The organism is Streptomyces calidiresistens (assembly GCF_014141525.1).
Classification (GTDB): domain Bacteria; phylum Actinomycetota; class Actinomycetes; order Streptomycetales; family Streptomycetaceae; genus Streptomyces; species Streptomyces calidiresistens.
In genome coordinates this window covers 1-5158 of record NZ_VKHS01000384.1, presented here as the reverse complement: position 1 = coordinate 5158, position 5158 = coordinate 1, and the positions used below count along the sequence as shown (strand labels likewise).

Below are 5158 nucleotides of genomic sequence, written 5' to 3'. Positions count from 1 at the left end.
ACCCCCACCCGGTCCCCCTCCGGGCCCGACAGGTGGAGCGCCACCGCGCACCCCTCCGGCATCAGCGCCTGACCCGGCTGGATCGCCAGCGGGCGCGGAGCCGGACCCTCCGGGTGCAGGGAGTCGGGGAAGCGCGCCGGATTGCGGCTGCCCAGCACCCCCCAGCCGAGACGGTCGGCGCCGGGGGCGTCCGACCGCACCAGCAGCAGGCCGCTGTCCGGGTCCGCCAACAGCACCCGGTCGTTGCTGTGGTCACCGATCTGCAGGAGGGGCACCGCCTCCCCGCCGGCCACCACGTCCACCGTCACGGCCCGGGTCAGGCCGGTGGCCCCGTCGAACCGGTCCACCGCCAACAGGCGCCCCTCCCGGTCCAGCCACGCGCCGCCGGAACAGCGGCCGGGGATCCGGGCCACCCGCGCCGGGGCCCGCAGCCCGCCGCCACAGATCAACCACACGCCGGTGGCACCGGCCTCCGGCAGCAGGGCGTACGCCCGTCGCCCGCCGGGCACGGGGGGCAGCAGCCGCAGCCCCGGCCCGGAGAGCCCGCCCAGCGGCACCTCGGCGGTGCCCGGCCCCGAGGGATAGAGCAGTACGAAGCGGTGCCCGTCGTCCTCCGGCCGGGCGAGCAGCACCAAGCCGTCGGAGAGCGCAAGCACCTGGGTGTGCGCGGCCTCCACCCGGCCGGCCGGGAGCGGCACCACATAGGGCTCGGGCCCGCCCAGGGTCCACCGCTCCGCGTAGCGCGCCCGGGGCTCCCCGCCGCCCCCGCCCGGGCCCGGCGGCACCGGGGGGCGGACCAGCCGGGCGGCGTGGGACAGGTCGGTGGTGGCCACCGGTGGCTCCGGCCGCGTGCCGGGGGCCGCCCCCGCGGCGGGGGCGCCCGGCGGGGGAGCGGAGGGGAACGGCGGTATCACCGGCGCGTTGTCCCCCGACGCCGGTGCGCGCCCGCCGACGCCCCGCCCGGACACCGGGAGGCCCGGGGGAGCGTCGGCCCGCCCGGTCTGCCGGGCGGGCTCGCTGTGCGCGACGTTCGGCCGCGTGGTGACGCCGACGGTCATGGTCCGACCACCTCCGGTGAGGACGTTAGGTTTGGTCCCACCGGCCGAACAACGTGTGCGGGAAGGCTTCACGCGTACGGGTGACACCCCGAGGGGTTTCCGCCCCCGCGGGGTCCCACGGTGCTCCCCGTGACAACCCCCGTCCCGGGTGCCCCGGGGACGGGCCCTCCCGGGCGCCCCGTGCCCCCCGACGGGGCGGGTAGCCTGGGCGCGTGCCCGTACTCACCGATGTGATCAGCGCCCTCGACGCACTCTGGCCCCCCGACACCGCCGAGGACTGGGACGCCGTCGGCACGGTCTGCGGCGAGCCGGACGCCCCGGTCCGCCGGGTGCTGTTCGCCGTGGACCCGGTGCCCGCCGTCGTGGAGGAGGCCGTCGCCGGCGACGCGGATCTGGTGGTCACCCACCACCCCCTCTACCTGCGGGGCACCACCACCGTGGCGGCCGACACCTTCAAGGGGCGGGTGGTGCACTCCCTGATCCGTCACGGCATCGCCCTGCACGTCGCGCACACCAACGCCGACCGCGCCGATCCCGGTGTCTCCGACGCCCTCGCCGGCCGCCTGGGGATGGGAACCGATTCCCCTCTCGTCCCCCTCGTTCCGGACCCCGCCGATCCCACCGGTCGGCGCGGACTGGGCCGTTTCGGGGAGCTGCCGGTGCCGATGACGCTCGCGGCCCTGGCCGAGCACGCCGCCGCCCGTCTGCCCGCCACCGCGCAGGGCATCCGGGCGGCGGGGGACCCGGAACGGACCGTGCGCACCCTCGCGGTCTGCGGAGGATCCGGCGACGGCCTGCTGGAGCGGGTGCGCGCCCTGGGGGCCGACGCCTACCTCACCGCCGACCTGCGGCACCACCCCGCCTCCGAGGCGACCGAGGCCACCGCGCACACCGGCCGCGGCCCGGCCCTGCTGGACGCCGCCCACTGGGCCACCGAGCACCCGTGGTGCGAGCAGGCCGCCGGTCAACTCACCGCCATCGCCGCGGAGTCGGGCTGGGATCTGGAGGTCCGCGTCTCCGCGCGGGTCACCGATCCGTGGAGTACCCACGCGGTCATGCTGCGCTGAGCGCCGGTGCCCCTCCACCCGGTTCCCCATCGAGTTCCCCCTCGCCTTCCCGTCGTCCCCCGGCCGCCCGCCGGCAGGACGCGTCCGCCGTCCCCTCCGATCCGTGACCCCGGGAGCCCCCAACTGAACGCCGACCCCACCGACCAGCTCCGCCTCCTCGACCTGCAGGCCCTGGACATCCGGCTCACCCAGCTCGACCACCGGCTCGCCAACCTTCCCGAGCACACCGAACTCCGCGAGCTGGAGGCCGAACTGACCCAACAGCGCGACCTGTTGGTGGCCGCCCGCGCCGAGGAGGGCGACACCGCCCGCGAGCAGACCAAGGCCGAGCAGGACGTCGACCAGGTCCGCCGCCGAGCCGAGCGCAACCAACAGCGCCTGGACTCCGGCGCCGTCGCCAGTCCCAAGGACCTGGAGAGCCTGCAGAGCGAACTCGTGTCCCTGGCCCGCCGTCAGGACGACCTGGAGAACGTCGTCCTGGAGATCATGGAACGCCACGAGGCCGCCGCCGAGCGCGCCCGGGAGGCCGACGGCATCGTCGGCGGCCTGGAGGACCGGGCCGCCGTCGTCCGCGAGCGCCGGGACGCCGCCTCGCGGGAGATCGAGGAGGAGGTCGCCGGTGTCCGCCGTGAGCGGGAGGCGGTGGCCCGTACGCTGCCGGAGGCCCTGCTGAAGCTGTACGACCGGCTGCGCGGGCAGTACGGCGGCATCGGCGCGGCGCGCCTGTACCGCAAGCAGTGCGAGGGCTGCCGGCTGGAGCTGGACGTCACCGAGCTCAACGAGATCCGCCGGGCCCCCGCCGACACCGTGGTGCGCTGCGAGAACTGCGGTCGGGTCCTGGTGCGGACCGCCGACTCGGGATTGTGAGCGCGGGCGTGTCCGGGACCGGGGAGGCACGCACGCTGATCGTGGAGGCCGACGGCGGGTCCCGGGGCAATCCCGGGCCCGCCGGGTACGGCGCCGTGGTCCGCGACGCGAGCGGCGGGGTGCTGGCCGAGACCGCCGCCGCGCTGGGGCGGGCGACCAACAACGTGGCCGAGTACCGGGGGCTGATCGCCGGTCTGCGCGCCGCCGCCGGGATCGACCCGACGGCCCGGGTGCGGGTGCGGATGGACTCCAAACTCGTCGTGGAGCAGATGTCCGGGCGGTGGCGGATCAAGCACCCGGACATGCGGCCCCTCGCCGAGGAGGCCCGCGCGATCCTGCCTCCCGAACGGGTGCGCTACGAGTGGATCCCGCGCGAGCGCAACCGGCACGCCGACCGCCTGGCGAACGAGGCGATGGACGCCGCGGGCCGCGGCGAGTCCTGGCGGCCCGCCGACTCCGCCGTCGTCGGCACCGGGACCGCGACGGCGGAACCGCTCGCCGCCGGTGATCCCGGCGCGGACGTGTCGCCGGCCCCCGCCGCGGACCCCGCCGAGGGGTCCCCCCGGGCCGGGGCCGGCGCCGGGACCCCCGCCGGTACGACGCCCGGTTGGGGTCCCGACCTCGGCCCGCCGACCACGCTGCTGCTGGTGCGCCACGGCGAGACCCCCCTCACCCCGCAGAAGCGCTTCTCCGGCAGCGGCGGCGGCGACCCGGACCTCTCCCCGACGGGACTGGAACAGGCCCGGGCGGTGGCCGGGGCCCTCGCCGCCCGGGGCGGCGTGGAGGCGATCGTCACCTCGCCGCTGCTGCGCTGTCGGCGGACGGCCGAGGTGGTCGCCGAGCGCCTCGGGCTCCCGGTGGGGGTCGAGGAGGGGATGCGGGAAACCGACTTCGGCGCCTGGGAGGGGCTGACCTTCGCCGAGGTGCGCGAACGCCACCCGGCGGATCTGGACGCCTGGCTGGCCTCGCCCCGGGCCCGTCCCACCGGGGGAGGGGAGAGCTTCGCGACCGTCGCGCGGCGGGTCGCGGCGGCCCGGGACGCGGTGATCGCCCGCCATCCCCGGCGCACGGTCCTGGTGGTCACCCACGTCACGCCGATCAAGTCGCTGGTGCGGCTCGCGCTCGGCGCCCCGCCCGAGTCCCTGTTCCGCATGGAACTGTCCGCCGCCTCGCTGTCGGAGGTCGCCCACCACGCCGACGGCAACGCCACGGTGCGGCTCCTCAACGACACCTCCCACCTGCGCTGAGGTTCCGGCGTCCGGCCCTCCCGGCGGGCCGGACGCCGGAACCCTCAGACCTCGGTGACGACGATGTCCACCCGGCCCGCGCCGGACTCCTCCACCCGGTGGCCGAGTTCCCTCAACGCCTCCACCAGGGCCGCCGGGTCCGCAGGCCGGAGCCCGGACTCCAGCAGGTCCCGCAGCAACCGTCCCTTGGTCGCCTTGTTGAAGTGGCTGACCACGCTCCGCTTCTCCTCGCCGTTCACGGTGCGGGAGTGCAGCACCCGCACCGTGACGGTGCGGCGCGCCTGCTCGCCGGTCGGCTTCCACAGGGCGGCGTAGGCGGCCGAGCGCAGGTCGAGGATGGGGCCGTCGCCGGCCTCGGCGGGCATCACCTCCGCCATCGGACCGCGCCAGAACGGCCCCAGCCCGCCCAGCGCCGGCAACCGCACCCCCGCCGAGCAGCGGTGGGCGGGCACCCGGTCGCCGGGGCGCAGCGCCCCCAGGGGTCCGGAGAAGATCAGGACCGATTCGGCGGCCCGCCCGGCGGCCTCCGCGTCCAGCGAGGGCAGATCGAGGGCGTCGTACAGGACACCGGTGTACAACTCGCCGGCCGGGAGCGTCGGTGCCGACCACAGGGCGGCGTTGAGGGCGATCTCCCCGGCCCGACGCGGGCCCAGTCCCAGCACCTCACGGGCCTTGTCGGGGTCACCCGCGCACAGCTCCACCAGTTCCGTCAGCACGGTTCGTCGGGCGTCGTTCAGCCCGGGCAGCGAGAGGGAGTCGAGGTCCAGCGGCGGACCGTCCCCCTCCCGCTCGGCCTTTCCCTCGGACGGCGGCAGCAGCACCAGCACGGCGTTCCCTCTCCTCGCCTCGGCCCCCTCACCGGCCCCTGCGGCCGACCCCGGCCAGGGTACGGGCCGGTCGCGCCGGGTGGGGTGGGAGG

5 protein-coding genes are annotated in these 5158 nt (G+C 76.8%); 3 read left to right on the top strand and 2 right to left on the bottom strand.

Features of this window, described 5'->3' with window-relative positions:
* A partial coding sequence (locus FOE67_RS15935; protein WP_182664816.1) for a hypothetical protein occupies window positions 1–833 on the bottom strand: 833 nt, incomplete at its 3' end.
* 437 nt (window positions 834–1270) lie between these two features.
* Here FOE67_RS15935 and FOE67_RS15930 point away from each other — a divergent pair.
* The 3 genes from FOE67_RS15930 (at window position 1271) to FOE67_RS15920 (ending at window position 4239) form a co-directional block, all read left to right on the top strand.
* Window positions 1271–2125 carry a Nif3-like dinuclear metal center hexameric protein gene (locus FOE67_RS15930; protein ID WP_182664815.1) on the top strand — a complete coding sequence of 285 codons (855 nt, stop codon included), beginning with the start codon at window positions 1271–1273 and terminating at the stop codon, window positions 2123–2125.
* Window positions 2126–2248: 123 nt separating this feature from the next.
* Window positions 2249–2992: a zinc ribbon domain-containing protein gene (locus FOE67_RS15925; RefSeq protein WP_182664818.1), complete on the top strand. Its 744-nt coding sequence runs from the start codon at window positions 2249–2251 to the stop codon at window positions 2990–2992.
* Between the two features lie 8 nt (window positions 2993–3000).
* A complete protein-coding gene (locus tag FOE67_RS15920; RefSeq protein ID WP_182664813.1) occupies window positions 3001–4239 on the top strand; it encodes a bifunctional RNase H/acid phosphatase in 1239 nt (412 codons plus the stop codon).
* A gap of 44 nt (window positions 4240–4283) precedes the next feature.
* Here the strand turns inward: FOE67_RS15920 and yaaA are convergent, their stop codons facing one another.
* Complete coding sequence (gene yaaA, locus FOE67_RS15915) at window positions 4284–5066, bottom strand: peroxide stress protein YaaA (RefSeq protein ID WP_182664812.1); 783 nt, start codon at window positions 5064–5066, stop codon at window positions 4284–4286.
* Window positions 5067–5158 lie beyond the last annotated feature (92 nt).